This window comes from Stenotrophomonas sp. 62841_Sma (assembly GCF_056482945.1).
Genome location: NZ_CM151224.1, coordinates 2,715,246 through 2,741,149, shown reverse-complemented (window position 1 = coordinate 2,741,149; position 25,904 = coordinate 2,715,246). Strand labels below are relative to the sequence as shown.

22 protein-coding genes are annotated in these 25,904 nt (G+C 66.2%); 9 read left to right on the top strand and 13 right to left on the bottom strand.

The window, feature by feature from the left end:
* Nucleotides 1-54: 54 nt before the first annotated feature.
* Together ACZK5G_RS12710 and ACZK5G_RS12705 are read right to left on the bottom strand one after the other, a co-directional pair.
* On the bottom strand, nucleotides 55-999 hold the full coding sequence (locus tag ACZK5G_RS12710; protein WP_478463590.1) for a FecR family protein: 945 nt from the start codon (nucleotides 997-999) through the stop codon (nucleotides 55-57).
* Entirely contained in the window at nucleotides 996-1,514 is a 519-nt protein-coding gene (locus ACZK5G_RS12705; protein ID WP_423167381.1) for a sigma-70 family RNA polymerase sigma factor, read from the bottom strand. Before ACZK5G_RS12705 ends, ACZK5G_RS12710 begins: the two co-directional genes overlap by 4 nt.
* Before the next feature lie 145 nt (nucleotides 1,515-1,659).
* Between ACZK5G_RS12705 and ACZK5G_RS12700 the strand changes: the two genes are divergently transcribed.
* Nucleotides 1,660-2,040 carry a VOC family protein gene (locus ACZK5G_RS12700; RefSeq protein WP_006372781.1) on the top strand — a complete coding sequence of 127 codons (381 nt, stop codon included), beginning with the start codon at nucleotides 1,660-1,662 and terminating at the stop codon, nucleotides 2,038-2,040.
* A gap of 195 nt (nucleotides 2,041-2,235) precedes the next feature.
* Nucleotides 2,236-4,215 carry a choline BCCT transporter BetT gene (gene betT / locus ACZK5G_RS12695; protein ID WP_478463587.1) on the top strand — a complete coding sequence of 660 codons (1,980 nt, stop codon included), beginning with the start codon at nucleotides 2,236-2,238 and terminating at the stop codon, nucleotides 4,213-4,215.
* Nucleotides 4,216-4,291: 76 nt separating this feature from the next.
* Here betT and ACZK5G_RS12690 read toward each other — a convergent pair whose 3' ends face one another.
* From ACZK5G_RS12690 to ACZK5G_RS12680, 3 genes are all read right to left on the bottom strand, one after another.
* On the bottom strand, nucleotides 4,292-6,916 hold the full coding sequence (locus tag ACZK5G_RS12690; protein WP_478463585.1) for a TonB-dependent receptor: 2,625 nt from the start codon (nucleotides 6,914-6,916) through the stop codon (nucleotides 4,292-4,294).
* Between the two features lie 167 nt (nucleotides 6,917-7,083).
* Nucleotides 7,084-7,410 (bottom strand): hypothetical protein, encoded by a 327-nt coding sequence (locus ACZK5G_RS12685; protein ID WP_049400602.1) that lies wholly within the window; start codon nucleotides 7,408-7,410, stop codon nucleotides 7,084-7,086.
* Nucleotides 7,411-7,454: 44 nt separating this feature from the next.
* Entirely contained in the window at nucleotides 7,455-8,432 is a 978-nt protein-coding gene (locus ACZK5G_RS12680) for a zinc-binding dehydrogenase (RefSeq protein ID WP_478463583.1), read from the bottom strand.
* Nucleotides 8,433-8,865: 433 nt separating this feature from the next.
* On the opposite strand from ACZK5G_RS12680, the gene ACZK5G_RS12675 reads away from it, so the two are divergent.
* The 4 genes from ACZK5G_RS12675 (at nucleotide 8,866) to ACZK5G_RS12660 (ending at nucleotide 13,246) form a co-directional block, all read left to right on the top strand.
* Complete coding sequence (locus tag ACZK5G_RS12675) at nucleotides 8,866-11,229, top strand: ribonucleoside-diphosphate reductase subunit alpha (RefSeq protein WP_071229075.1); 2,364 nt, start codon at nucleotides 8,866-8,868, stop codon at nucleotides 11,227-11,229.
* A gap of 185 nt (nucleotides 11,230-11,414) precedes the next feature.
* Entirely contained in the window at nucleotides 11,415-12,455 is a 1,041-nt protein-coding gene (locus tag ACZK5G_RS12670) for a ribonucleotide-diphosphate reductase subunit beta (protein ID WP_024957408.1), read from the top strand.
* A 13-nt stretch (nucleotides 12,456-12,468) separates the two neighbouring features.
* Nucleotides 12,469-12,948 (top strand): flavodoxin, encoded by a 480-nt coding sequence (locus tag ACZK5G_RS12665; protein ID WP_049423104.1) that lies wholly within the window; start codon nucleotides 12,469-12,471, stop codon nucleotides 12,946-12,948.
* The gene (locus tag ACZK5G_RS12660; RefSeq protein WP_032130003.1) at nucleotides 12,920-13,246 is read left to right on the top strand and encodes a thioredoxin family protein; all 327 of its coding nucleotides are present in this window, start codon (nucleotides 12,920-12,922) and stop codon (nucleotides 13,244-13,246) included. The genes ACZK5G_RS12665 and ACZK5G_RS12660 overlap by 29 nt, the downstream gene beginning before the upstream one ends.
* A gap of 90 nt (nucleotides 13,247-13,336) precedes the next feature.
* Here ACZK5G_RS12660 and ACZK5G_RS12655 read toward each other — a convergent pair whose 3' ends face one another.
* Nucleotides 13,337-14,668, bottom strand: coding sequence for an Nramp family divalent metal transporter (locus ACZK5G_RS12655; protein WP_478463581.1), 1,332 nt, complete (start codon nucleotides 14,666-14,668; stop codon nucleotides 13,337-13,339).
* Between the two features lie 116 nt (nucleotides 14,669-14,784).
* Here ACZK5G_RS12655 and mntR point away from each other — a divergent pair, with 116 nt between their 5' ends.
* Complete coding sequence (gene mntR, locus ACZK5G_RS12650) at nucleotides 14,785-15,255, top strand: manganese-binding transcriptional regulator MntR (RefSeq protein ID WP_014647435.1); 471 nt, start codon at nucleotides 14,785-14,787, stop codon at nucleotides 15,253-15,255.
* Nucleotides 15,256-15,322: 67 nt separating this feature from the next.
* On the opposite strand, the gene ACZK5G_RS12645 is transcribed toward mntR, so the two are convergent.
* The 4 genes from ACZK5G_RS12645 to fabR form a co-directional block, all read right to left on the bottom strand.
* On the bottom strand, nucleotides 15,323-15,871 hold the full coding sequence (locus tag ACZK5G_RS12645; protein ID WP_478463580.1) for a thioredoxin-like domain-containing protein: 549 nt from the start codon (nucleotides 15,869-15,871) through the stop codon (nucleotides 15,323-15,325).
* Entirely contained in the window at nucleotides 15,861-18,020 is a 2,160-nt protein-coding gene (locus ACZK5G_RS12640; RefSeq protein WP_478463579.1) for a TonB-dependent receptor plug domain-containing protein, read from the bottom strand. The genes ACZK5G_RS12645 and ACZK5G_RS12640 overlap by 11 nt, the downstream gene beginning before the upstream one ends.
* A gap of 259 nt (nucleotides 18,021-18,279) precedes the next feature.
* On the bottom strand, nucleotides 18,280-19,926 hold the full coding sequence (locus ACZK5G_RS12635; RefSeq protein ID WP_478463577.1) for an autotransporter family protein: 1,647 nt from the start codon (nucleotides 19,924-19,926) through the stop codon (nucleotides 18,280-18,282).
* A gap of 1,126 nt (nucleotides 19,927-21,052) precedes the next feature.
* Complete coding sequence (fabR, locus tag ACZK5G_RS12630) at nucleotides 21,053-21,709, bottom strand: HTH-type transcriptional repressor FabR (RefSeq protein ID WP_005409961.1); 657 nt, start codon at nucleotides 21,707-21,709, stop codon at nucleotides 21,053-21,055.
* A gap of 92 nt (nucleotides 21,710-21,801) precedes the next feature.
* On the opposite strand from fabR, the gene ACZK5G_RS12625 reads away from it, so the two are divergent.
* Together ACZK5G_RS12625 and ACZK5G_RS12620 are read left to right on the top strand one after the other, a co-directional pair.
* On the top strand, nucleotides 21,802-22,872 hold the full coding sequence (locus tag ACZK5G_RS12625; protein ID WP_478463575.1) for a ferredoxin reductase: 1,071 nt from the start codon (nucleotides 21,802-21,804) through the stop codon (nucleotides 22,870-22,872).
* Between the two features lie 11 nt (nucleotides 22,873-22,883).
* On the top strand, nucleotides 22,884-24,032 hold the full coding sequence (locus ACZK5G_RS12620) for a fatty acid desaturase family protein (protein ID WP_088026244.1): 1,149 nt from the start codon (nucleotides 22,884-22,886) through the stop codon (nucleotides 24,030-24,032).
* Nucleotides 24,033-24,037: 5 nt separating this feature from the next.
* Here ACZK5G_RS12620 and ACZK5G_RS12615 read toward each other — a convergent pair whose 3' ends face one another.
* From ACZK5G_RS12615 to ACZK5G_RS12605, 3 genes are read right to left on the bottom strand one after another with little or no spacing between them, the layout of a single operon-like run.
* Nucleotides 24,038-24,373, bottom strand: a complete 336-nt coding sequence (locus ACZK5G_RS12615) for a tetratricopeptide repeat protein (protein WP_008267331.1) — start codon at nucleotides 24,371-24,373, stop codon at nucleotides 24,038-24,040.
* The gene (locus tag ACZK5G_RS12610; protein ID WP_033833194.1) at nucleotides 24,373-24,948 is read right to left on the bottom strand and encodes a flavin reductase family protein; all 576 of its coding nucleotides are present in this window, start codon (nucleotides 24,946-24,948) and stop codon (nucleotides 24,373-24,375) included. Before ACZK5G_RS12610 ends, ACZK5G_RS12615 begins: the two co-directional genes overlap by 1 nt.
* Nucleotides 24,945-25,574, bottom strand: coding sequence for a superoxide dismutase (locus tag ACZK5G_RS12605; RefSeq protein WP_478463573.1), 630 nt, complete (start codon nucleotides 25,572-25,574; stop codon nucleotides 24,945-24,947). The genes ACZK5G_RS12610 and ACZK5G_RS12605 overlap by 4 nt, the downstream gene beginning before the upstream one ends.
* Nucleotides 25,575-25,904: the final 330 nt, after the last annotated feature.

The window sequence follows — 25,904 nt, the reverse complement described above, 5'->3', positions numbered from 1 at the left end:
CGCAATGGGTTCCCTTGTAGTGCCCGGTGAGCGCGCAGAAAGGGAACCGCGATTTCAAAGCGGACGCACGACGGTCCACCACGGCCAGCGCTGCTCGACACGGATCGGCAGGGCGCGGGCCAGCAGATGCAGCGCCTGGGTGCTGTCCAGGCGTGGCAGTACCGCCGTGACTTTCAATGCGGCGAGCGCCGGATCACAACCGAGATAGCCCTGATGGTGGCGGGCCAGCTCATCGATGACGCGGATCAAAGGCGTGTCCTGTACCTGCAGGCGTCCGTCCTGCCAGTCACCGCGCAGAGGATCGGCAGCGACCGTTGTGAGCCCGCCCATCGGGCCGATCCGCACCGCGCCTCCAGCAGCCACATCCAGCGCCACACCGAACATCGGCAGGCAGCGCACCACGCCCTCGAACACATCCAGGCGGCTGCCCTGCGCCTCACGACCGACCGCGAAGCGGGTGCCGATCGGCTGCAGGCGTGCGCCCGGCACATGCACGGTCAACGGCTGGCCGGCGAACGCAGGGTGATGGCCGGTCTGCAGCAGCAGCTCGCCACGCAGCAGATGCAGGGCGCGGCGGCCGCTGCCGATGTCGATGGTGACTTCGCTGTCGGCGTTGAGCCACAACTGGCTGCCATCAATCAGCCTCCAGTGCCCGGTGCGGCCGGCAACGGTGCGCTGCGTCTGCAGGCCACGTTGCACCTGCAGGCCATGCAGGCCCAGCAGTGAAACCGCGCCGATGCCAAGTGCACCACCGAGGCTGCGCAGAGCCTGCCGGCGACGACGGCCTGCGGCATCCAGCGCGGTGGCGGCGGCCGGCGCCGACAGGGGCGCAAAGGACTGCCAGACCGACTCGACCCGACGCCACGCATCGGCGTGGCCGGCATCAGCCTGCAGCCATGCGCGCCAGCGGTACTGCTCGTCATCAGTCCAGCCCTGCTCGCGCAGCGCGAACCACTCTGCCGCCTGCTCCAGGGCCGGGCCAGCCAATGCCGCACTCATGCCGCCGCGTCGCCGGACAGGCGCAGGCAATGCAGCATCGCCTGCGCCATGTACTTCTTGACCATGCGCTCGGACACGCCCAGTTGTTGGCCGATCTCCGCATAGCCCAGGCCCGACAGTCGTGCCAGCAGGAACGCACGGCGTGGCCGCTCGGCCAGGCCGGACAGCATGTCGGCGATGGCGTGCAGCAGTTGCAGTGCCTGCGTGCGTTCTTCCGCCGATGGATGCACCGGCTCCGGCTGCGCGGCCAAGGCCGTCAGGTAGGCGCGCTCCAGATCCGCGCGCTGCCAGTGATTGACCAGCAGCGCGTGCGCGATGGTGCTGAGATAGGCACGCGGCAGGCGCAGTTCGGACGGATCGACACGACGGCTGAGCAGGCGCACGAAGGTGTCCTGGGTCAGGTCGGCGGCGCAGTCGGCGTTGTGGGTGCGGCGGCGCAGCCAGCCCAGCAGCCAGCCATGGTGTTCGCGGTAGAACCCCGCCAGCGCGGTGCTGGAGGCGGCGGGCACGGCCATCGGCATCGATCATTAATGAGAATGATTCCCATTATAGTGTGATCGGGAGGTGTACGACAAACCCTGCGGAGGGGGCAACGGCCAGGGCGTTTGCGATGACCGCCGGGCTCGCCGACACTGCGGTCTTTCCGCAGGGAGTGCCCGCATGTTCAGCCACATCACCGTTGGAACCAACGACATGGACGTCGCGCATCGCTTCTACGATGCCCTGTTCACCGCTCTCGGCGCCCGTCCCGGTGTCTTCGATGACAAGGGGCGCCTGGTGTATTTCAAGGACGGTCGCATGTTCATCGTCACCGCACCGATCGATGGTGAGCCGGCCTGCCATGCCAATGGCGGCACCATCGGCTTCACCCTGGACAGTGCCGATGCCGTGCGTGGCTGGCAGGACGCAGGCGTAAGCCACGGTGGCACCGCCATCGAAGACCCGGCCGGCATCCGCAACATGGCCGGGCGCCAGCTGTTCCTGGCCTACCTGCGCGACCCGGATGGCAACAAGCTGTGCGCGGTGCATGTGATGTCGTGATTGGACAGTACGCGCGTGGCCGCGATGCACGCGGTCCGCGCGCGGCTGCGCTCGCAGGCACGCTTCGGCGCGCGCGTGATAACACGGAATGGTGGGCCGGGCCTGTGACCGCAGGCCGCAACTTCATGCTCTATCCACTGCGGTTCAGCCAGAATCGGTCGGCTAACCCTTTGATCTACCGGAGAACGCCGCCCCATGGAAGTACTGGAGCCGCAACAATCCCCGGTGCGCACCCTTCGACCTGTGTTCGCCTTCGCGGCGATCGTTGTCGTGGCGTTCGCGCTGTTTGTCAGCCTGTTCCCGCTCGGTGCGGGCCGCCTTCTGGTCAAGGCGCAGGACTGGGCCGCACTCAATGTCGGCTGGTACTACCTGCTGGCGATGACCCTCTACCTGGTGTTCGTGGTCGGCGTGGCGCTGTCCAAGTACGGTGGCATCAAGCTCGGTGCCGACCATGACGAGCCGGAGTTCAGCTATCTCTCCTGGGCCGGCATGCTGTTCGCCGCCGGCATCAGCATCACCCTGTTCTTCTTCTGCGTCTCCGAACCGCTGACCCACTACATGCAGCCGCCGCAGGGCGATCCGGCGGCCGGTGAGGCTGGTGCGCGCCAGGCCATGCAGCTGCTGTTCCTGCACTGGGGCCTGCATGGCTGGGGCGTGTTCGCACTCGCGGCGATGGCGATGGCCTACTTCGCCTACCGCCACAACCTGCCGCTGGCCCTGCGTTCGGCGCTGTACCCGCTGATCGGCAAGCGCATCAATGGCCCGATCGGCTATACCGTGGACGCGTTGGGCATTGTCGCCACCGTGTTCGGCATCGGCGCCGACATGGGCTTCGGCGTGCTGCACCTCAACGCCGGTCTGTCGCACCTGTTCAACATCCCGCACTCCAACCTGGTGCAGATCATCCTGGTGGTCAGCATGATGGGCGCGGCGGTGGCCGTGGCCGTTTCAGGCGTGGAGAAGGGCGTGCGCTGGATGGCCAACATCAACATGCTGCTGGCGATCGCGCTGGTGCTGTTCATGCTGTGCGCCGGCCCCACCCAGTATCTGCTCAGCACGCTGATGCAGAACTTGGGCGACTACCTCGGCAGCGTGGTCGGCAAGAGTTTCGACGTGTACGCCTATGGCGGCCGACCGGAATGGCTGGGCGGCTGGACGGTGTTCTACTGGGCCTGGTGGATCGGCTGGGCGCCGTTCGTCGGCCTGTTCATCGCCCGCATCTCGCGTGGCCGCACCATCCGCGAATTCGTGTTCGGCGTGCTGCTGATCCCGCTCGGCTTCACCCTGGCGTGGCTGTCGATCTTCGGCAACAGTGCACTGGACCAGGTGCTGCACCATGGCCAGCAGCAACTGGCGCAACTGGCGGTGGATGATCCACCCACCGTGCTGTATGCCCTGCTGGATGGGTATCCGTGGAGCAAGGCGGTGATCGCGGTGACGGTGTTCGTCAGTTTCATTTTCTTCGTGACATCGGCTGACTCCGGCGCGGTGGTGCTGTCCACATTGTCCTCGCATGGCGGGGCGCCGGAGGATGATGGTCCGCGCTGGCTGCGCGTGTTCTGGGGCACGGTGATCGCGGTGCTGACCGCCGGGTTGCTGCTGGCCGGCAGCATCGATGCGCTGAAATCGGCGGTGGTGCTGGCGTCGCTGCCGTTCTCGGCGGTGTTGTTGCTGATGATGTGGGGCCTTACCCGCGCCTTCAGTGACGAATCGCACCGCAAGCGCGCGCTGCAGTACCGTCCCTCGCCGCTGATCGGTGACGACCGCCACCACCAGGGCTGGCGCCAGCGCCTGAGCCAGGCCATGCACTTCCCGGTGCGCGACCAGGTCTACCGCTTCATGGACGACACCGTGAAGCCAGCGATGGAGGCGGTGGCCGAGCAGCTGCGCGGTCAGGGCTGGGATGTGGCCACGCGGTTCGAGGCCGGCGACATGGAATTGACGGTGAATCACGGCGAGCAGCAGGACTTCCTGTACCGGGTGATCCTGAGTGGCTACCTGACGCCGTCGTTCGCCGCGCAGCAGCTGCGCAACCAGCGCTACTACCGCGCTGAAGTGCACCTGTTCGAAGGCAGCCAGGACTACGACCTGGTCGGCTACAGCCGCAAGCAGATCATCAACGACATCATCAGCCAGTACGAACGGCACCTGCAGTTCCTGCACCTGAGCCGCTGATGCACGTTGATGGTAGTGCCGGCCGCTGGCCGGCAACGCGAACGGGGCGGCGCATCACCGCCGCCCCGATATCGCATCAGAACCGGTAGCGCGCCCCCAGCGAGACGAACTGCCCGCGCAGGTTGTACTGGCTGATGTCGAAACCGTTGGAGCCACCGGCCGGGTCGAACGGCGGGTCCTTGTCGGTCAGGTTCAGCACCGACAGCGACAGCGTGGTGTTGGGAATACCTTCGTAGGCGACGTAAAGATCCAGCTGGTGATACGGCTTGATGCGGTCACGCAGCCCCGGGTTGCTGGTGACCGTCGCCACACGCTGGTCGTAGCCACTCACGTACTGCAGGATCAGCGTGCTGCTCCAGTCGCCCACCGCCCAGTTCAGCGAGGTGGTGCCGCGGGTGCGCGGCAGTGCGCCGTGGCGGTTGTTGCCCGCACCGTCATAGGGCGCCTGGCCGGCCACCAGCGGCTGCTTGAAGCTGAGCAGGTGGGTCCAGCTGCCGGCGACGGTGAAGTTGCCCCAACCGTCGGTGCGGAAGGTACGGCTGGCGTCCAGGTCCAGCCCCGAGGTGGTCAGTTCGCCCTGGTTGGCGTACTGGTTGGTGATGAACTGGATGCGTCCATTCTCGCGTTGTACGCGGCCCGGGAACAGGGTCGGGTTGTCGACGATGAACTGCGCACTGTCCGGCTTGACCAGGTTGTCCTGTTCGATGCGGTACCAGTCCAGGCCGATGCTGGTATCGCCATCCGGCGACCACACCGCACCCACGTTGAAGTTACGCGAGCGCTCGGCCTTCAGGTCCGGGTTGCCGGTGCGGATGTTGGTCACGCCGCGGCTGCCGCCGGGCTGCAGCGGGTCCAGCGGATCGATCACCGAGCCGTAGCTGACGGTCTGGCCCGGCGCGATCTCCGGCAGCGACGGCGCACGGAAGCCACGCGAGAACGAGCCGCGCAGCAGCAGGCTGTCCAGCGGCTGCCAGCGCAATGCCACCTTCGGCGAGAACGCCTTGCCGAAGTCGTCGTAGCGGTCGCCGCGACCGGCCAGCTGCAGTTCCAGCGTGCGGTGCAGCGGCACGCTCAGTTCGGCGTAGGCGGCACTGACCTGGCGCTCGCCGTTGACCACATTGATGGCCGGGCGCAGCTCGGTGCCCGACAGCACCTGCGCGCTGGTACGCGCGTCCAGTGATTCCTTGCGGAACTCGGCGCCCCAGGCGAAGCCGACCGCACCGGCCGGCAGCTCCCACAGCGTGGTCGACGCCTTTACGTTCAACGAGTGCAGCTTGTACCAGCCCGGACGCTTGGTCTGCAGGCGCAGTGCATCCAGCGCCCCCGGCGTGCTGGACGGGTTGAGGAAGTTGTAGCTGCCATCGCGCAGGATCTGCTCGAAGGCGTAGCGGTTGACGAAGTTGTCGACGTACTCGCGCTGTGCACTCTGCGAGGTCAGCGCTGCCACTTCCCAGTCCCAGCGCTCGCCACTGCCACGCACCCCGGCCAGGGCACGGTAGAACACCTGGGTGTTGTCCTTCAGGCGCGGGCCGAGATCGAAGAAGGTGTACTCGAACGGCAGCGGCGTGCTGCCCGGGTTGTTCGGGTGACCGACCGGCAGCACCGCCGGCACATCGATCAGGGTGCCGGTGGCCGGGTTGTAGGCACGCAGGCCCGGCCCGACGGTCAGCGGCGCGCTGAAGATCTGGTCGGCCTTGTTGTGGCTGTACAGCACATCGGCGAAGGCCTCGACGCTGTCATTGAAGCGGTAGGTCGCACTCAGCGACGCCTGCAGGCGCTCGGCGCCGGGCTGCAGGGTCTTGAACGGCTGCGCATTGAAGGCGCAGGCCTGGCCGGGCAGGGTGCTGCCGAAGTCGCTGTAGGGGCGCAGCTGGCTGCCGTCGGGGCAACTGGCGAACGGCTGCGGGGCACGTGGGTTGCTCAGCCAGTTGCCACCGGCGGTGGACCAGCCGGCCAGGCGGCCACCGGGCTTGTCCCGGAAGTCGCCGCTGCGGGTATAGGCGCGGTCATCACCATCGAGGCGGTCGCGCTTGAGCAGGTCCAGCCCGAACAGCACGTTCCAGCCCTGCTGTTCGAGGTCGCCGAAGCCGGCCAGCAGGCTGGCCTTGCGCTCATCGAGGCCGCCCTGGGTGGCGGTACCGAAGCCGCCGCCCACTTCCACACCCTGGAAGTTCCTGCGCAGGATGATGTTGATGACGCCGGCGATGGCATCGGAACCGTACACCGCCGAGGCACCATCCTTCAGCACTTCGATGCGCTCGACCGCACTGATCGGCAGCGCATTGAGGTCAACGAAGGTGTCCTGGGTGTTGAGCGCGAAGCCGAAGTTGGACACCCGATAGCCGTTGACCAGCACCAGCGTGTTCTTCGGCGACAGGCCGCGCAGGCCGATCGAGGCCGAGCCGGCGGCGAAGCTGCCGGTGTACTGCTCGTCGAAGCTGTTGCCGGCATTGGCCGACAGGTTGCGCAGCACGTCGGTAAGGGTGGAACGACCGGTCTGTTCGATCTGTTCGCGGCTCACGATCTGCACCGGGTTGGGCCCGGCGGTATCGCTGCGCTTGATGTTGGAGCCGGTCACCAGCACGGTGCCGAGGGTGGTGCTGTCCTTGCCGGAATCGGCGGTTTCAGCGGCGCCGGCAGCGCCGGCGGTGAGGCCCAGCGCGATCGCGCCGGCAAGCAGGTTCAGGGTGGTGCGGTACATGGAAGCGACAACGCCAAACGGGGGAGGAGCCGTCAGTGCCGCACGCAGCCACGTGCGCCTTCCAATGACGAAAGCGCATTCAGTTATACATCACATGTTCTTAACCATTGGAGCGGGTGGTGACTTCGCGCTTTCGGGCGCCGTCGCGGCATTCAACCCCGATCCACTCAATCACCCGAGTGGATTTCAAGGTCGGAGACGAAAATCCAAAGGCTGTCCGGCACTTCGTTGTGGCACGCAAGCCCCATATCCGTGATGCTTCCAGGAAACTGGACCAGCACCCGCAAGCCGCGTTGATGCCTGGCCATGGACGTTTGGGATTCCTCAAGAACAATGGTCCCGTTGGTACCGATCAATCTCCAGTAGTCTTCGGAGGGCCGAACATCGTCAGGTGGGTGTTTGCTCCCGAGAAAGGTTGCCAGCAGCACCTTCCGACCATTCATTCCGCTCAACGTGATTTCTTCTTCAGCAAAGACGATGTAGACATTATCCATGGGGATGGGGCGGCGCGTAGCGCCGCCGGATCCAGCGCCTTGCATCAAGGCCGCAGCAGCACCTTGCCGTTGCGGCCCGAACCCGCACCGGCCTTTGCCGCCTGGGCGATGTCGTCCAGTGCGAAGATCTGCTCCACAGGCAGGGTCAGTTCGCCGCTCGCCGCACGCTTCAGCAGCTCGCCAACCAGCCGGCGCTTGTCCTCCACCGCCATCGCCTGGCTGACCTTGCTGCCCCAGAAGCCCTTCACCGTGGCTTCCTTGTAGATCAGGCCGCCGGCGGGAATGCGCATCGGCTCGCCGCTCATTACACCGAACGACACCAGGGTGCCGTGGTGGCCAAGCAGGTCGACCAGATCGCCGCTGGCGTCGCCGCCAATGGAATCCACCGCGGCCGCGGCCTGTGCTTCGCCGGTCGCTTCACGCACGCGATCCTTCCAGCCGTCCACCGAAGTGTCGAACACGTGATCGATGCCCAATGCCTTCAACTGTGCGGCCGCATCGGCATTGCGCACCAGGTTGGCCACATGCACGCCACGCGTCCGCGCCAGCATCGCCAGCGATTTGCCCACCGCGCCGTTGGCAGTGTTCTGCACGATCCACTGGCCCGCTTCGACGTGCAGGAATTCCAGCAGCATCAGCGCGCTCAGCGGCATCGCGATCAGCTGTGCGGCCATTTCGTCGGGGATCGCCTCCGGCATCGGAATCACCATGCGTGCCGGCGCGATGAAGGCTTCAGCCCAGGTGCCGTGCACCGAGGCGGCGGCAACCCGCTGGCCGATCTGCAGGCCGTCGACGCCGTCGCCAAGTGCATCGACCACGCCCAGTGCTTCACTGCCCCCGATCGCCGGCAGCGTTGGCTTGTAGCCATACAAGCCGCGCACGGTCAGCAGGTCGTGGTTGTGGATCGAGGCGAGCACGGTGCGGATGCGCACTTCGCCGGGGCCGGGCTCGGGCAGGGCGGCATCTGCAATGGCGAGGACGTCGGCCGGGTCGCCGAAGGAGGGGTACTGGGCAGCGCGCATGGGCGGTGTTCCGGGGAAAGTTGATGTTGTACCGAACTGGGGACGCAGGGGATGTCGACAAGGCGCCGCCGGTGCAACACGGCATCCTGCGACTGATCGTCGCGACATGTGCTGATTACCGCATCTTGTGTTGACGGCTACGAGTATCCCCACTATGTTGTGGCCGTCACTCCCGGTCAGCCGCCGCCGCCGGACATGCAGAAAACGTCCCGCGGCCCGCCCCTGAAGGCTTGCCGTGTCGACGCGGCCGCCATCGTGCGGACCCAGATCGCCCCCACGGCCCGGATACCGGCCGCAGGCGCAGGCTGTTGCCGACGATCTGGTGTTCCCGCGCTTTGGCATCCCACCCCGACCGCCCCGTGCGCCGGTATCGCGTGCAGGGCCGCCATGGCATCGACCGCCAACGCGCGTGCGAGCCTGGAGTTTCACCACCATGACCGACAGTACCTTCCGCGTGGCCGATCTGGCCGGCGCTGGCGACGCCTTGCGCGCCGGTGGCGAGCGCGTGCCGACCTGGATCACCAAGGAGGCCGGCAACCGTCGCCTGCCGTTCGAGGCCGAGCGCCTGCAGCGCAGCATCGACGCCGTGCATGCCGAGTTCCCGCAGCTGGATGTGAGCGACTACCGCCGTGTAGTGCAGTCGATGGTCGAACGCAAACCGAGCATCAGCGCCGATGACCTGGTCGATCTGCTGATCCGCGAGGCCGAATCGCGCGTGGACCTGGTCGCGCCGGAGTGGGAACAGTTTGCCGCGCGCATCTACCTGCGTCGCCTGTACAAGCGCGCCAGCCGCAACCGCTTCTACGACGTCGGCCTGAAGTACGGCTCCTACGTGGGCCTGCAGGAAAGCCTGGCCGATCGCGGCATCTACAGCAACGACATCCTGCGCTGCTATTCCAAGGAAGAATTGCAGCAGGCCGGCGAGATGATCGACCCGGAACGCGACCGCCTGTTCGCCTACAACGGCCTGTACCTGCTGGCCACGCGCTACCTGGCCAGCGACCGCAGCCGCGAGGTCTATGAACTGCCGCAGGAGCGCTGGCTGACCATCGCGCTGTACCTGATGCAGGAGGAAAAGCCGCGCGAGCGGCGCATGCAGCTGGTCGGAGAGGCGTACTGGGCACTGTCGAACCTGTACATGACGGTGGCCACACCGACCCTGGCCAATGCCGGCAAGGTGGGCGGGCAGTTGTCGAGCTGCTTCATCGACACGGTGGACGACAGCCTGCAGGGCATCTATGACTCCAACACCGATATCGCCCGTGTGTCCAAGCACGGCGGTGGTGTGGGTGCCTATCTGGGCTATGTGCGCAGCAGCGGCGCGCCGATCCGTGGCGTGGCCAATTCCTCCGGTGGCGTGGTGCCGTGGATCAAGCAGCTCAACAACACTGCGGTGTCGGTTGATCAGCTCGGCCAGCGCAAGGGCGCGGTGGCGGTGTACCTGGACATCTGGCACCGCGATATCGAAGCCTTCATGGACCTGCGCCTCAACAACGGCGACCAGCGCCTGCGCGCGCACGATGTGTTCACTTCGGTCTGCGTGCCGGACCTGTTCATGGAAGCGGTCGAGCGTCGCGCCGACTGGTACCTGTTCGACCCGCACGAGGTGAAGCAGGCCAAGGGCTGGTACCTGCAGGACTTCTACGACGAGAAGCGTGGTTCTGGCAGCTTCCGTGACCGCTACGCCGAGCTGGTGGCCGATGAGCGCATCAGCCGCCGCACGGTGAAGGCCATCGATCTGTTCAAGCGGATCATGCTCAGCCAGCTGGAGACCGGCAACCCGTTCCTGTTCTACCGCGACGAGGTCAACCGCCGGAACCCGAACAAGCACGCGGGCATGATCTATTCCAGCAACCTGTGCACCGAGATCCTGCAGAACATGAGCCCGACGCGGATGATCCAGGAGATCGTCAGCGGCGACCAGATCGTGACTACGCGCCGCGCCGGTGACTTCGTGGTCTGCAACCTGTCCTCGATCAACCTCGGACGTGCGATCAGTGCGCCGGATGACCTGCTGGCCACCGACGTGCTGGAGCGCCTGATCCCGATCCAGGTGCGCATGCTCGACAACGTGATCGACCTCAACGCATTGCCGGTGCCGCAGGCCACGATCACCAACCGCAAGTACCGTGCCATCGGCCTGGGCACGTTCGGCTGGCACCACCTGCTGGCGCAGCAGGCGATCCAGTGGGAATCGCCGGATGCCGAGGAGCTGGCCGACCGCCTCTACGAGCGCATCAACTTCCTGACCATCCAGGCCAGCGCGCAGCTGGCGAAGGAGAAAGGCAGCTACCCGATGTTCACCGGCAGCGACTGGCACAACGGCCGCTACTTCAGTGACCGCGACTACAGCGGCGCGGCCTGGGACAGCCTGGCCCGCGAGGTCGCCACGCACGGCCTGCGCAACGGCTGGCTGCTGGCGGTGGCGCCGAACATGAGCACCGCGCAGATTGCCGGTTCCACCGCCTCCATCGACCCGATCTACAGCGCGTTCTACTACGAGGAAAAGAAAGATTTCCGGCGGCCGGTGGCCGCGCCGGGCCTGTCGCTGGAAACCTGGCCGTACTACGAGAAGGGCGCCTACAAGGTCGACCAGTTCGCCAGCGTGCGCCAGAACGCACGCCGCCAGCGCCACGTCGACCAGTCGATCAGCTTCAACCTGTACGTGCCAAGCACCATCCGCGCCAGCACGCTGCTGGAGCTGCATCTGAGCGCCTGGCGCGAGGGCCTGAAGACCACCTACTACGTGCGCTCCAACGACATCGACATCAGCGAATGCGAGTGGTGCTCCAGCTGACCGCCGGCGGCCCACGGTAGTGCCGGCCGCTGGCCGGCAACCCCGCGATCCACGGTAGTGCCGGCCGCTGGCCGGCAACCCCGCGATCCACGGTAGTGCCGGCCGCTGGCCGGCAACCCCGCGATCTACGGTAGTGCCGGCCGCTGGCCGGAAACACGATAGAAAGAGAACGAAGGCAGAAACCCATGGCAACCCCCCTCGACCGCATCAAGATCCTCGAACCGCGCCATCCCAACCGCAGCACCGGCATCATCAACGGACGCACCAGCGGCATCCTCAACTGGAACGACATTCCGTACCCGTCGTTCTATCGGGCCTACAAGGAGCTGTCGACCAACTTCTGGATTCCCGACGAGGTCGACATGAAGCTCGATGCCCGCCAGTACGGCGAGCTCAACGCGCGCGAAAAGAACGCCTACGACTCGATCATCGGCCTGCTCGCCACGCTCGACTCACCGCAGACCCGCTTCATCTACAACGTGGCCGAGTACATCACCGATCCCGCCGCGCATGCCAATGCAGCGATCATCGGCCAGCAGGAAGTGATCCATAACGAGAGTTACAGCTACGTGCTGGCCTCTATCACCGACCTGCCGAACCAGAACCGCATCTTTGAAATCGCCCGCACCCACCCGACCATCATCAAGCGCAACGCACCGATCATGGGCGCGTACGACGACTTCATGCGCGAGAAGACCGCCGAAACGCTGCTGAAGTCGCTGATCCAGTCCTCGATCCTGGAAGGCATCAACTTCTATTCCGGGTTTGCGTACTTCTACAACATGGTGCGGCAGAACCGCATGAACGGCACCGGCAAGATCATCAGCTTCATCAACCGCGACGAGCTGGCGCATACCAAGTTCATCAGCGAGTTGATCCGCGCCATCATCGGCGAGAACCCGGAGCTGCAGACCAACGAGCTGACCGCCTACGTGCACCAGTCGTTCGAGCACGCCATCGAGCTGGAGACGCAATGGTCGTCGGAGGTGCTGGACGGTATTGACGGCATCGACGTGGACGAGATGGTGCGCTACGTGAAGTACCGCGCCAACAAGATGGCCGGCATGCTCGGCATCGAGCGCCTGTACAGCGACACCACCGACAACGTGATGCCGTGGATCAAGGCCTACGCCGACAACTTCACCGAAACCAAGACCGACTTCTTCGAGATGCGCAATGCAAGTTACAAGAAGACCAACGTCGACAACGGCTTCGACGACCTCTGAGCCCAGCGAAGCGCTGAGCATCCTGCTGGTGGTGGCCTCGTTGAGTGGCAACACCCGCGAGCTCGGCCGGCAGATTGCCGAGCGTTGCCGCGCAGCGGGCCATGCGGTGCACTGGCAGGAGGCCGACGACCCGCGCCAGGCGCCGCCTCTGGCCGCCGATGAGGCCGACCTGGTGCTGCTGGGCTGCTGGACCGACAACGCCGGCCGCACGCCGGCGGAGATGAAGGCGTGGGTGGCCGGTATTACGGAGCGCGGCGAGCGGCCACGGCAGCTGGCGGTGTTCGGTACCGGCGAAACGCAGTGGGGGCAGGAGTACTACTGCGGCGCCGTGCACCGGCTGATCCGCTACTTCCGCAGCGACTACCCGCCGCTGGAGATCGAACAGATGCCGCATGGCGTTCGCCATGCCGCGGCCATCGAGGCCTGGACCGACGCGGTCCTGGCCCATTACTGGAGCAACACCGATGCAGATCATCGACGCCACCACGCCTGAGCAGTTCCAACAGCTGCTGGCCGAACATCCGAGGGTGCTGGTGGATTTCCACAAGGACCAGTGCCCAGGGTGCCGGATGCTGGAGATGTCGCTGCACCGCGTGGCGACCAGCAGTGCAGGGCAGGGCATCACCCTGCTGCGCGTGCAGCTGGAAGTGCTGGGTGAAGCGTTCTTCAGGGGACTGGGGTTGCGGCAGACGCCGACGCTGTCCCTGTTCCGTGACGGCGACGAACGTACCCGCCTGGCCGGGTTCCAGTCGCCGCAGCAGATTGAGGCCGCCATCGCGCTGCATCTGTAGAGTCGAGCCATGCTCGACTGCTGTTCGCGCGGTGATGGAATGAGTCGAGCATGGCTCGACTCTACAAAGGCATCCACGCATGGCGTGGATCTACCCGCCGCTGAAGGTATCCACCAGCAGCTTCACGTTCAACACCACGATCACCAGTGCGATCACCCAGGCGATGCTGCCCAGCCAGCGCGGGGCCACCAGCGCGCCCATCGTCACCTTGTCGGTCACGATCCGCACCAGCGGGATGATCGCGAACGGCAGCTGCATCGACAGCACCACCTGGCTCAGCACCAGCAGCTTCACCGCGCCCTGGTCGCCGTACAGCATGATCACCACCACCACCGGAATGATCGCCAGTGCACGCGTGATCAACCGCCGCAGCCACGGCGGCAGGCGCAGGTGCAGGAAGCCTTCCATCACGATCTGGCCGGCCAGCGTCGCGGTCACCGTCGAGTTCAGGCCGGAAGCCAGCAGTGCGATCGCGAACAGCGTCGCCGCCGCACCCACGCCCAGCATCGGTGCCAGCAGCTGGTGCGCCTGTTCGATGTCTTCCACATCGAAACGTCCATTGGCATGGAACACCGCCGCCGCCAGGATCAGGATGCTGGCGTTGATGAACAACGCGAGGGTCAGCGCAATGGTGCTGTCGGTCACCGCCCAGCGCAGCGCGCTGCGGCGGCCTTCATCGGTACGCGGGTAGGCGCGGGTCTGCACGATGGAGGAATGCAGGTACAGGTTGTGCGGCATCACCGTGGCGCCAATGATGCCGATGGCGATGTACAGCGCATGGGGATCGGTCACCACCTGCGCACGCGGAATGAAGCCGCCCAGCACCGCCATCACCGGCGGCGCAGCCATCGCGATCTGCACTACGAAGCACGCAAAGATCACCATCAGCAGCGCGATCACGAAGGCTTCCAGTGCACGGAAACCGCGGTTCATCAGCAGCAGCACCAGCAGCGTGTCCAGGGCGGTGATCACCGCGCCCCACAGCAGCGGCAGGTCGAACAGCAGCTTCAAGGCGATCGCAGTGCCGATCACCTCGGCCAGGTCGCAGGCGATGATCGCCGCCTCGCACAGCGCCCATAACGCCAGGTTCACCGGCTTCGGGTAGCGGGCACGGCAGGCCTGGGCCAGGTCCATGCCGGTAGCGATGCCGAGCCGCGCCGACAGCGCCTGCAGGATCACCGCCATCAGGTTGGAGATGAGGATGACCGACAGCAGCAGGTAACCGAAGCGCGAACCGCCGGCGAGGTCGGTGGCCCAGTTGCCCGGGTCCATGTAGCCGACAGAGATCATGTAGCCCGGGCCGAGGAAGGCCAGCAGGCGGAACCACCAGTGGCCCTTGTCGGGCACCGCCACCGAGGCGTTGAGTGCACCCAGGCTGGCCGGGGTGGAGGCCGAGGGGTCGCGGGATGCCAGGGTGTTCATGGCTCCGAATATAGCTCCTGCTATAGTCATTAGCAATGTGAAACAATCGTCTTTATCGCGTTACTGGTCCAGAATTCAGGTTCAACACCGGAACAACCGGAAGGACAGGCGCAGGCGTGGGCAAGACCGACGATTCGACATCGCTGAAAAGCACCCCCTTGATCGAGGCCGAGCGCCAGGTCGAGAGCTTCCGGCAAGTGCGCGAGGCGCACCGGATGGAGCTGGTGGAGGACTATGTCGAGCTGATCTCGGACCTGCTGGCTGACGGCGGCGAGGCCCGCCAGGTCGACATCGCCACCCGCCTGGGCGTAGCCCAGCCCACCGTGGCGAAGATGCTGCGGCGTCTGGCCCGCGACGGTTGGGTGGTGCAGCGACCGTACCGTGGCGTGTTCCTGACCCCGGAAGGCGAGGCGCTGGCGCATGCCAGTCGCCAGCGTCATCAGACCGTGGAGCGTTTCCTGCTGGCGCTGGGCGTGGACGCGGATACCGCGCGGCGCGATGCCGAGGGTATCGAGCACCATGTAAGCGAGCAGACGCTGGCGCTGTTCGAGGCGTTCGTGCGCAAGGCCGAGGGCGAGGCGCCGTAACGGTAGCGCCGGGCCATGCCCGGCGGCTGTTCGCGCGGTGATGGAATGAGTCGAGCGTGGCTCGACTCTACAGATCGGGCGGACAATGGGCCTGCTGCTGCGCGCACGCCCGTTTCGTCCATTCCTTCAACACGGGCTGCAGGCCTTCGTAACGCCGGCCTTGCCAACCATTGGCCAGCACCTTGCCGTCGGCATCGATCAGCACCAGATTCGGCGGTGCCAGCCCGGCCAATGCCTGCAGTGCCGGCATGCGCGCGGCACGGCGCGGGTCCAGCACCGGCCACGGCATGTCCTGCGCGTGCATGTAGCGGCGCAGCACGGCCTCGCTCTCATCCAGGCTGACGTACACCACTTCGGTATCGGCGCCGGCCTCGCGCAATGCGTCACGCACGCTGCGCAGTGTGGGTACGAAGGCATGGCAGGGCGCGCACCAGTCGGCGCCGAAGTACAACGCCACCAGCTTCGGTGGCGATGACCACTGCATCGGCCGCAGCGAGCGCTGATCCGGCCGCATCAGCGAGGCCGAGACCTGCGCGTGGAGGTCCGCAGCCATCGCTGGTGCGGCCAGTAACACGGCACAGGCCAGCAACAACGCTCGTAGTGGCTTAGAACGCATAGCGCAGGTTGACGTACCACGAGCGCGCGAAGCGCGGCCCATAGACATAGTCGCTGTCACGCAACGCACCCACCTCCAGATCCTTCTGGCGCTGGTCGAACACGTTCTTGACGCCTGCGGCCACCGACACTTCCTGCTGCGCCTGCGCGCCCAGGTGGCGGTGCCAGCGCGCACCCAGATCGGTCACCAGGAATGAACGCGTGCGGTGCAGTTCGCCCAGCCGGTTGTTCAGCACCGACATCGGGCCGGTGTGGCGCAGCGCGACGAAGGTCTCCCACGGCTCGGCCGGCATCCAGCTGAGCTGGGCCAGGCCGGTCCAGCGCGGCGTCTTCAGGTAGTCGCGGCTTTCGATGACGGTGTCGCCGCCGTCGCCGGTGTCGTCGAAGATGCGCTGCGGTTCGCGGAAACGCGAGCGGTACCACGAGGCACCCGCGGTCAGGCGCCACTGTGGCGACGGCTGCCAGCCGAGGTTGGTTTCCGCGCCCAGCACGTTGGAACCGGACGCGTTGTAGCGCAGCTGACTGAGCTGTCCGTCATCGCCGCGCTGGATCTCGCCCAGTGCGAAGGTGTCGCGGATGCGCGCATACGAGGCGGTGGCATCCCAGCTCCACACCGGATTGGCCGGGTCCGAGCGCCAGTCGAAGCCGAACAGGGTGGTCAACGCGCGCTCTTCCTTCAGGCCGTCGGTGTTGCGCACGCGCACCTGTTCGCCACCCAGCGTATCGACATGCACATCCTCAACGAAGATCTCTGGGGCACGGAAGCCGGTGGCAATGCCGGCGCGCCACTTCAGGTTGGGCGTGGCCTGCCAAGCCAGCGCGATGCGCGGCGAGTACACCGCGCTGTCCAGCTCCGAGCTCTTGTCCACGCGCGCACCCAGCACCAGGTCGACGTTGTCGCGCAGGCTCCACTCGTCCTGGATGAAGGCGCCCAGGTTGTGGAAGGTAGCGTCCTCCAGCACTGCCAGCCGCTGGCCGTCACCGGTGCGGTTGTCGTCGCGCAGCGCCTCGTGCTTGTACTGCACGCCGAAGGCCAGCGCGTGCGCCCCCAACCGCCAGTTCAACTGGCTGTCGATGTAGTGCAGCGGGTTGTGGGTGCGGCCGTACTGGCGCCACGACCGCGAGGCCGCGCTGCCGGCCACGTTCGGGTCCAGCTGCGACGGGTCATAGCCAGGCGCAGACGGATCGGTGACCACATCGCCCAGGCCGCCATAGAAGCTGTCACGGTCGATGTCGGCGAAGGCATAGGCCAGGCGGAAATCGACGTCGGCATTGATCTCCTGATCCCACGACACGCTGCCGCGCCGGTACTTCGTATCCAGCGATTCGGCGATGTTGGCCAGGTATTCGGGCTGGTCCAGGCGGTTGCCGCCGCGGCGGGTTTCATCGGTCACCTGCAGGTCCAGGCGCAGCCGTGTGCCCGGTGTGGGCGCATACCAGGCCTGCAGTCCGCCGACCTTGAGGTTCTTGCGGGTGATCTCGGTGTAGCCGTCAGCGTTGTAGTCGATGCCGCTGTTCCAGTTGCGCTGGGCAATCACCGACAGCCCGGCGTCGGCGTCCTTGGCCACCAGGTCGAGGCGCACATCGGCATTCTTCTGCGGCGTGCCTTTCAGCACGTCCACGCCGGCCTGCACATGGCCACCGCTGCGCGCCGGCAGCGGCGGGATCAGGTTGATCACACCGGCCACCGCGCCCGGTCCGTACAGCGCCGAACCACCGCCCTTGACCACTTCGATGCGGTCGACGAACCCGGCCGGAATCTGTTCCAGGCCGTACACGCTGCCCAGCGTGGACAGTAGCGGGATGCCATCGAACAGCAACTGGTTGTAGGCGCCGGGCAGGCCCAGCAGCTGTACCTCGCTGGTGTTGCAGTTCTGGCAGTTGCTTTCCACGCGCAGGCCGTTGATCAGCTCTGCGGCACGCGAGAAGTCAGTGGCCGCGCGCAGCGCGATGTCTTCCTTGCGCAGCACTTCGGTGCGGATCGGGACATCGGACAGCAGGCGTTCGCTGCGGGTGGCAGTGCTGACCTTGACCTGCACGCGGTCCAGCTCGGTCGGCTTTGGTGTGGCTGCCAGCACGGGCAGCGGCAGGGTCAGGGCGATGGCGGCAGCCAGAGGCAGCCGGCGGGAAAAGGGTCTGGAAACGGGCATGAAGGCGTCGTCCTTGGGAGAGGAAAGGCGGCGAGGGCGACCTGGCTGACGCATATGAAAGCAGAGGGTTATAGATATAGCAATGGCTATATAAATAAGTCCGTGCAATCACGACGCCGGAAGCAGGATCAGAACATCGCGGACGACTGTGTTATAACATTACAAATCAACGCCAGAACCCTGCCGGATGTCATGCCCGGCAGGGTGCGATCGAAATCGAGGAACGCCGCCCCGGTCTGGCCCCGGGGCGGCGAGGGGATTACCAGGCGGCGCGCAGGCCCACCTGGGCACCGTGGTTGCGATAGCCGCTGTCGCCACGCTGCACACGCAGGTCACCCCATGCGCTCCAGCGCTGGCCCAGCTGCAGCTGGGCACCGGCCTGCACTTCGTAGCGGTTCTCCGGCGTCTTCGCGCTCAACGACTCACTGTTGAAGCGCATGGCCTCATCGCGCTGGCCACGCAGCCAGTTCGCCGCCAGGAACGGCTGCACGCGGTTGCCCTGCAGCGTGCTCTGGCCAAACAGGCGTACGCCGAGGCGGCTGTTGAGGCCGCCGCCGCGACCATCCTCGACCGTGGTGCCATTGTTTTCGATCAGGCTGTCACCGTCGTAGTCGGTCCAGGTCAGCTGCGCCTGCGGCTGCAGGTACAGCGTGCTGGCCTCACTGCTGCGGATGGCCCAGGCATATCCGGCTTCCAGCGACGCACTGCGGGTCCTGGAATCGTAGGTCTCGCGGGCGATGCCTTCGCCCTGCACCTCGTTGTCGAAGCGTGCTGCCTGCAGCCAGCCGTCCACATACAGGCCGGCACTGCTCTGTGCATCCTGCACCCAACCCAGGTAGACACCGGCCGACTTGCCCTTGACCTTGCCACGCGTGCCATAACCGCTCAGCGTCGACACCGCCTGCGTGGTCGCCTCGCCGGTGCCCAGCATCACGCCGACCTGGCCACGGCCATCGCCCCAGCGCCAGACATCGCTGCCCAGCTGCAGCATGTTGATGTGGGTACGGGCATCGACCTGGCCAGCCACGTTCGCCTGCAGCTGGTCACGCCCGGCGCGCACCCAGGTGCCGATGCGGGCGCGGTCGAAGCCGGGCTCGCCGCGGTCGTGGCGGCGCAGCTGGAACATCTGCACGGCCGCGGCCTGGTTGGCCAGGTACGCGCCCGGCTCCGGACGCAACACGGGGACCGGATCGACGGGATTGACCGGGTCCACCGGATCGACCGGGTCAACAGGATCGACCGGATCCACCGGACCAGTGCCCTGGCACTCCGGCAGCGCCGGATTGATGTCGCACGGATTGCCGGTGTAGGCCGAGGTCAGGTACCAGTTGCCGTTGGTCGCGCCCGGAGTGCCCTTGCGCAGGAAATACTCGTACATGCCACCGATGGCGCGGCCCTGCAGCGCGAGGTGACCATTGCTGGCACCGTCCACCTGCATCAACGGAATGCCGTTGACGGTCTGCGCACCAGCGCCGGCAATGTTGTTGACGGTGACCTGGGTGGTGCCGCTGGTATTGCCGGTGACATGCACGCGCGAGCTTGCCGCATCGTCGCCGGCCAGTACCGTGTTGAAGTGCAGGGTGCCGCCATTGCCGGCGTAGTTGCCGTTGACGGTCAGCTGCGGATAGGCCGCACTACCCGCAGCACCGAGGAAGATGTCGCTGCCCGCACCCAGGGTGAGGTTGCCGGTGTTGCTGTCGCCGGACAGCGTCCAGCGGCCGCCCTGGTCGACGATGACGTCGGCCGGGCCGAGGATGCGGCCGGTGAGGTCGAGGCCGTCAAGGAAGCGCAGCGTGCCGGTGGCGGTATCGGCGATGGTGATATCGCCCTTGAGCGTGGAGGTGCGGGCGGTGACGTCGAAGTGGGCGTTGTCGCGGGTGGAGATGAGGACGCCATTGCTCCCCACCAGAGTCGCACCATTCTGTATCAACAGCGTATCCGGGCGGGATACAGAAGGCAGATGAGCGCCGAACAAAATGGCACTGCCGTTGCTTGCTTCGATGTGTGAGCCATCGACCGTGACGCCCCAGTCCGCAAGATTCTCTTCGATGGTTGGGTTTGAACTGATCAGGATCCCAGCCGTGACTCCGTTGACCGTCGAGCCATTGCGCAGCGAAACGGAGCCCGCACCGACAGAGACCCCATACGTACCGCCGGAAATGGTCGAACTGTCGGCATCGGCGTAACCGCCGGCGAACACCTGCAATCCAACGCGCGTGGATGTGAGGGAGCTATTGATCAACGTCGCCCTTGGATAGGGCCGCCCATTGCCATCGACGGCGCCTGATCGTGCCAAACCAAGGGCCGGGCCGGTTGTAGCGCTCAGCACCGAATTGCGGAAGACCGCTGTTGAGCTCCGTACGAAATTGCCCGTGGTTGACGTGAAGCCAGCACCATCTGCGTTGATGATTGTTTGGTAGGTGCCGCCTGCAGAGTACGAGTCCAGTGCACCCATGCGAGCGCCGAGAACATTGGCGGTTCCTCCATGGACGGAGAGATTCTGTCCTTCGAAGGCACTTCCTGGGGTGATGGTGACGGTCTGGCCTGGGCCGACGTCGACAGCATTTGCGGTGCCCATGGCGGCGAGCATCAATGAGCTGGCTACGGCCAGACCCAACCGCGAACGGACAAACGTGGAAGGAAACTTCGGCGTGAACTGCATCATGCGCATGGGTGTTTCTCCTTGAAGCCTATTGGGGGGACCTGCATCCGCAGGACCGGAGGCGGCACTGTGCGGATCGGGTCTTGCCTGGGCCATGCAATTAATCTGAAACGACAGCAGCGGCACTTGCCGGATTCAAACCCCGTTCAATAACTCACCAAACTGAATGGAGCGCGTGGTCTGAATAATTCAGCGTGCGTGAGAGCGCAGTGAATGGCGCGTGCAGGATGCTCAAGCTGCGCATCTGCAATCTAAATCCGTGACAGCGGCCACAGTTCATCGGCGCCGTGGCGCTGCGTGGCGGGCTTCATGGAGCTGAGGCGGGTCAGAGCCCTTTCCTCTGGAAAGGGAGCCGACCCAGGGGCCTCGATCAGCCGCGGCGAAACGCGGCGGGGGTACGGGCGCCGACGATGATCATGCGGATCATCGTGGAGATCTGTTCGACCAGCTCCGGATCCTTCTCCGGTGGCAGGTCCATGGCGGTGGCACCCATCGCGAACACCAGCCGGGTGATGGCCTTGGCCACCAGTTCCGGGGCATGCAGTACGGCGCCATCCAGTGCGGCCAGGCGCACCAGGTCGTGCTGCAGCTCTTCCTCGAAATAGTGCAGCTCGCGTTCGACCGCGTGCTTGAAGTCGTCCGAGCCGACTGCGCCCTCGCGCAGCAGCACGTGCAGCAGCTTGTCGTCGGCGCGCAGCTGCTCCATGAAGGTCTCCACCGAGACCCGCACCACGCTGGTGGCGGTGGAGGTGGCGCGTTGCCGGGCCTCGCCGATGATGGTGCGCAGCGAGCGGCCGGCCGCATCGATGAGCGCCACGGCCAGTTCGTCCATGTCGCGGAACTGCCGGTAGAAGCTGTTCGGCGCGATGCCAGCCTCACGCGCCACTTCGCGCAGGCTGAGCGTGGACAGGCTGCGGTGCGGCCCGATCAGTTTCAGGGCAGCAGCCAGCAGATCCTCGCGGCTCACCGTACGGCGGGCCGGGCTGTTGGCATCTTCGGGCGTCGACAAAGCGGTGGCGGCGGCCATGGGGGTTCCGGTGGGGCGAGGCTGAATCATACCCAATCCGGTTCAATATACACATGTATACACAGGTGTATGTGCGCCCGTATAGTGCGCCCATGAGCGCTGTCGTCCGTCCGTCCCTGTTCTCTCCATACCGCTGGGTCTCGCCGTCGCTGTTCGATTTCTGGGCGGGCCAGCTCAATCCCCTGTGGACCCTGCGCGAGCCGGTGGCCCGCCTGGTCCGGCGCGAGCCGGCCGGGGAGGGCGCGGCGACCCTGGTCCTGCGCACCAACCGGCACTGGGCCGGCATGCGTGCCGGCCAGCACGTCACCCTCGGCGTCGAGATTGAAGGGCGCCTGTGGCAGCGCAGCTACAGCCCCACCGCACTGGGGCGGCGCGAGCTGGCGATCACCGTCAAGGCGATCGATGGCGGCCGGGTCAGCCAGCACTTGGTGAACCATGCACAGCCGGGCGAGCTGTTCCGCCTCGATGCCGCCTTCGGCGAATTCCATATGCCGGCTGCGGCGCCGGTGCTGCTGCTGGCGGCCGGCAGTGGCATCACGCCGATGCGCAGCCTGCTGCGCGACACCTGCCAGCGTCCGCTGGCGGCGCCGGTGGACCTGTTCTACTGGGAGCGCACCGCTGCCCATCTGCAGTTCCGTGATGAACTGCAGGCGCTGGCCGCAGCGCATCCGAACCTGCGCGTGCACCTGCTGACCACCCGCGAGGGTGAGGTGCCGGCCGCGCGTATCGATACCCATGATCTGCAGGTGCCCGGCGATGACACGCCGTTGGCGCAGCGCCATGTGCTGGCCTGCGGCCCGGACGGCTTCGTTGCCGCCGCGCGTGAACGCCTGGCACATCAGGTGGCCGGCTTCCAGGCCGAAGCCTTCACCCCGCCGGCGCCGTTGCGCGATGCCAGCAGCGAAGGTGAGGTGTCGCTGACGCTTGCGCGCAGTGGCCGCCAGCTGAGCGTGCCGCGGGGCCGCTCGCTGCTGGAAAGCCTCGAAGCGCATGGCATCAAGCCCAAACACGGCTGCCGCATGGGTATCTGCAACAGCTGCAGCTGTGACCGCGTCAGTGGCGCCACCCGCCACCTGCGCACCGGCGACCTGCAGTCCGAATCGGCACAGCCGGTGCGGATCTGCGTGAGCGCACCGACCACCGACCTGACCCTGGATCTCTGAGGACGCCTGCCATGACCCGCGCTACCGACCGTGCCCTGAGCACCGCCGAGATGCATGCCTTCGGTGAGGAACTCGACGCGATCCGCGACCGTGTGATCGGCAGCCTCGGCGCCTCCGATACCCGCTACATCCGCCGCGTGGCCGCCGCCGTGCGCTGGTTCGGCGTGGGTGGCCGTGGCCTGCTGTTCCTGGCGGCGTTCTCGCCGTTGTTCTGGATGCCGCTGCTGTGGCCGGCCGCGATCACCGGCACGCTGCTGCTGGCGCTGTCGAAGATCCTGGAGAACATGGAGCTGGGCCACAACGTCATGCACGGCCAGTTCGACTGGACCGGCGACCCCAAGCTCAACGGCAACACCTACGAGTGGGACATCGTTGCCACCGCCGACAACTGGCGCAAGACCCACAATTTCCGCCACCACACCTACACCAACGTGCGTGGCATGGACGATGACATCGGCTACGGCCTGCTGCGCATCTTCCCGGAACAGCGCTGGAAGCCGTTCTACCTGCTGCAGCCGATCATCGCGCCGATCTTCGCGCTGCTGTTCCAGTGGGGCGTGGCCGCGCAGGACCTGCGCCTGGGCCGCTGGCTGAAGGGCCGCATCAGTGGCCGTGCGATGTGGATGCAGACCCGCCCGGTGGCGCGCAAGATGCTGCGCCAGGTTCTGAAGGACTACGTGTTCTTCCCGCTGCTGGCCGGTCCGTTCTTCCTCACGGTGATGCTGGGCAACCTGGTCGCCAACGGCCTGCGCAACATCTGGACCTACGTGATCATCTTCTGCGGGCACTTCACCGCCGAATCGGAAACCTTCCCGAAGGAGTGCCTGCGCAATGAGTCGCGCGGCCATTGGTACCTGCGCCAGCTGCGCGGTTCGTCGAACATCAGTGGCGGCTTCCTGATCAACGTGCTGTCGGGCAACCTCAGCCACCAGATCGAGCACCACTTCTACCCGGACCTGCCGGCCAACCGCTATGCGGCCATCGCCAAGGAAGTGAAGGACATCTGCCGCCGTTACGGCCAGCACTACAACAACGGCTCGCTGCCGCGCCAGTTCGGCCAGGTGGTCTGGCGCATCCTGCGCCACGCGTTCCCGAGCAAGCCGCGCCGCCTGCCGATGTCGGACATCATGTCCGCACCGGCATCGGCCAACGCGGGCTGATCGACTCAGCCCGCCTTCGCCAGGGCCGCCTGTTCGCGGTCCAGGCGACGCAGGAATACCTGCATTTCCTTGCGTGCCTGCTGGTCGCCCTTGCTGCCGGCCACGCTCAGCCCGCGTTGCCACGCTTCGCGCGCCGCCTGCGGCTGGCCACTGGCCAGCCAGGCCTTGCCCAGCAGCTTCCACGCCGCCGAATACTGCGGATCAAGGACCACGCAACGGCCCAGATGGGTTGCCGCGCGCACCGGGTTGCCGGCATCCAGCCAGCCCTTGCCCAGGCCGAAGCGCAGCAGCGCGCCGTCCTTGCCGCTGGCGAGCATGCATTCCAGAGCCTCGATGTTCATCAGCGCACCTCCACCAGCAACTCGGCCGGTCCCGGCTGGAAGCGGCCGCGATGGAACAACAGTGGCGCGCCGCCGTTCTCGTGCACTTCGATGATGCGGCCGGCCAGCAACAGGTGATCGCCCACCGGCCACTGCGCATGGCGGGTGCAGGTGAGATGCGCTACCGCACCGGCGATGCGTGGCGGGGCGTCCTCGTCGTCATCCAGCAATGCCAGCCCGTCGAAGCGGTTGCGTACCTGCGGATCGGCAAAGCGCCGGGCCAGTGCTTCCTGGTCGGCCGCCAGCACGCTGATCGCAAAGCGGGTGGCGCGCTGGAAGGTGGAAAGACTCTGCGCGTGCAACGCCAGGTTCCACAGCACCAGTGGCGGCTGCAATGACACCGGCACGAACGAATTGATGGTCAGGCCGATGGGCTTGCCCTGCGCATCGCGCGCGCAGACGATGGCCACGCCGGTAGGAAAGTGGCCGAGCAGCCGCCGCAGGGCACGCGGCGGCATCTCGACCGACGGCACCGGGGCCGGGGCGGGGAAGACCCCCGCCCACGGCCCGGCGTACGGCAGTGTCTCGCCGCTCATGAGGCCCGGGCCTGGCGGTAGCGCCGGCCGACCTCGGCCCAGTTGATGATGTTGAAGAACGCACCGATGTAGTCCGGGCGGCGGTTCTGGTAGTGCAGGTAGTAGGCGTGTTCCCAGACGTCCAGTGCGAGGATCGGGGTATTGCCGGACAGGCCGACCGTTGCACCCATCAGCGGGCTGTCCTGGTTGGCGCTGCTTTCAACCTTCAGGCGGCCGTCGCGATCGCTGGTCAGCCAGGCCCAGCCACTGCCGAAGCGGGTCTGCGCGGCCTTGGTGAAGGCCTCCTTGAAGGCATCGAAGCCACCCAGATCGCGGTCGATGGCGGCGGCCAGCTCATCATCGGGCGTGCCGCCGTTGGCGCTGAGCACGGTCCAGAACAGGCTGTGGTTGGTGTGGCCACCGCCGTTGTTGCGGACTGCGCCACGCTGCGCCTCGGGCACTGCATCGAGGTTGGCGATCAGCGCCTCGACCGGCTGCTCGGCGATGCCGGCCTGCTCGATGGCGGCATTGAGGTTGTTGACGTAGGTCTGGTGGTGCTTGCTGTGGTGGATCTCCATCGTGCGCGCATCGAAATGCGGCTCGAGGGCGTCATAGGCATAGGGGAGCGGGGGAAGCGAGTACGACATCGAAGCAATCTCCGTGGGGAAGGCCAGAAGGGCTGGCCGTGGGGAGATCGTTATCGCACCTCAACATTGGTTGAGGTCAAGAGATCAAGAGGTCTAGACGGAGGCATGGTAGTGCCGGCCGCTGGCCGGCATTCAGCGAAGGTCGGGTTGCCGGCCAGCGGCCGGCACTACCAGAACCCGCTTTCCGAACCCTCACCGGCGCGTTGATGCGCTGCCCCCGCTCGCAGGAAACTGTCAGGAGGGGGCGGGGGCCGCTGGACAGGACCGTTGGCGCCAAGGATGGCGCCATCGAGCACCATGGAGGGGCTTTTGCGTGTCCTGGCCAGCGGC